This is a genomic window from Acinetobacter sp. YH12041 (assembly GCF_013419975.1).
Lineage (GTDB): Bacteria > Pseudomonadota > Gammaproteobacteria > Pseudomonadales > Moraxellaceae > Acinetobacter.
Genome location: NZ_VOZC01000048.1, coordinates 1 through 2133, shown reverse-complemented (window position 1 = coordinate 2133; position 2133 = coordinate 1). Strand labels below are relative to the sequence as shown.

The following is a 2133-nucleotide window of genomic DNA, read 5'->3' as shown; positions in this document are numbered from 1 at the left end:
GGGAAATCTTATCTTGAGGTAGGCTTCCCGCTTAGATGCTTTCAGCGGTTATCCCTTCCGAACATAGCTACCCGGCGATGCGACTGGCGTCACAACCGGTACACCAGAGGTTCGTCCACTCTGGTCCTCTCGTACTAGGAGCAGATCCTCTCAAATTTCCAGCGCCCACGGTAGATAGGGACCGAACTGTCTCACGACGTTCTAAACCCAGCTCGCGTACCTCTTTAAATGGCGAACAGCCATACCCTTGGGACCTGCTTCAGCCCCAGGATGAGATGAGCCGACATCGAGGTGCCAAACACCGCCGTCGATATGAACTCTTGGGCGGTATCAGCCTGTTATCCCCAGAGTACCTTTTATCCGTTGAGCGATGGCCCTTCCATACAGAACCACCGGATCACTAAGACCTACTTTCGTACCTGCTCGACTTGTGGGTCTCGCAGTTAAGCGCGCTTTTGCCTTTATACTCTACGCGTGATTTCCGACCACGCTGAGCGCACCTTCGTACTCCTCCGTTACTCTTTAGGAGGAGACCGCCCCAGTCAAACTACCCACCAGACATGGTCCTCGCTCCCGATCAGGGAGCAGAGTTAGAACCTCAATATTACCAGGGTGGTATTTCAAGGACGGCTCCATGGCAACTAGCGTCACCACTTCAAAGCCTCCCACCTATCCTACACAAGTAAGATCAAAGTTCAATGTCAAGCTGCAGTAAAGGTTCACGGGGTCTTTCCGTCTAGCCGCGGGTACACCGCATCTTCACGGCGAATTCGATTTCACTGAGCCTCTGCTGGAGACAGCGCCGCCATCATTATGCCATTCGTGCAGGTCGGAACTTACCCGACAAGGAATTTCGCTACCTTAGGACCGTTATAGTTACGGCCGCCGTTTACTGGGGCTTCGATCAAGAGCTTCGCTTACGCTAACCCCATCAATTAACCTTCCAGCACCGGGCAGGCATCACACCCTATACGTCCACTTTCGTGTTTGCAGAGTGCTATGTTTTTAATAAACAGTTGCAGCGGCCTGGTTTCTGAGGCTGCCAACAGCTCAAGGAGCAAGTCCTATCACCGCCGGCAGCGTACCTTCTCCCGAAGTTACGGTACCATTTTGCCTAGTTCCTTCAGCAGAGTTCTCTCAAGCGCTTTGGTCTACTCGACCTGACCACCTGTGTCGGTTTCGGGTACGATTCCAGTGTAACTGAAGCTTAGAGACTTTTCCTGGAAGTATGGTATCAGCCACTTCACCAGTAAACTGGCTTGCTATCAACTCTCAGCATAGAGTACCCCGGATTTGCCTAAGATACATGCCTACAGTCTTCCACCTGGACAACCAACGCCAGGCTGACTTAACCTTCTCCGTCCTCTCATCGCATTACACTGAAGTATTGGAATATTAACCAATTTCCCATCGACTACGCCTCTCGGCCTCGCCTTAGGGGTCGACTCACCCAGCCCCGATTAACGTTGGACTGGAACCCTTGGTCTTTCAGCGAACGGGTTTTTCACCCGTTTTGTCGTTACTCACGTCAGCATTCGCACTTCTGATACCTCCAGCAGACTTCTCAATCCACCTTCATCGGCTTACAGAACGCTCCCCTACCACTTGCAATAAATTGCAAATCCGCAGCTTCGGTACATAGTTTTAGCCCCGTTACATCTTCCGCGCAGGCCGACTCGACTAGTGAGCTATTACGCTTTCTTTAAAGGGTGGCTGCTTCTAAGCCAACCTCCTAGCTGTCTATGCCTTCCCACATCGTTTCCCACTTAACTATGATTTAGGGACCTTAGCTGGCGGTCTGGATTGTTTTCCTCTTGACTACGGACGTTAGCACCCGCAGTCTGTCTCCCGGATAGTACTCATTGGTATTCGGAGTTTGCATCGGTTTGGTAAGTCGGGATGACCCCCTAGCCGAAACAGTGCTCTACCCCCAATGGTATTCGTCCGAGGCGCTACCTAAATAGCTTTCGGGGAGAACCAGCTATCACCGAGTTTGATTAGCCTTTCACCCCTATCCACAAGTCATCCCCTGGCTTTTCAACGACAGTGGGTTCGGTCCTCCAGTTAGTGTTACCCAACCTTCAACCTGCTCATGGATAGATCACCCGGTTTCGGGTCTATACCCAGCAACTA

General features: G+C 51.7%; 1 rRNA gene. It reads right to left on the bottom strand.

Features of this window, described 5'->3' with window-relative positions:
• Window positions 1-2133 (bottom strand): 23S ribosomal RNA (locus tag FTU00_RS15405); the annotation flags it as partial.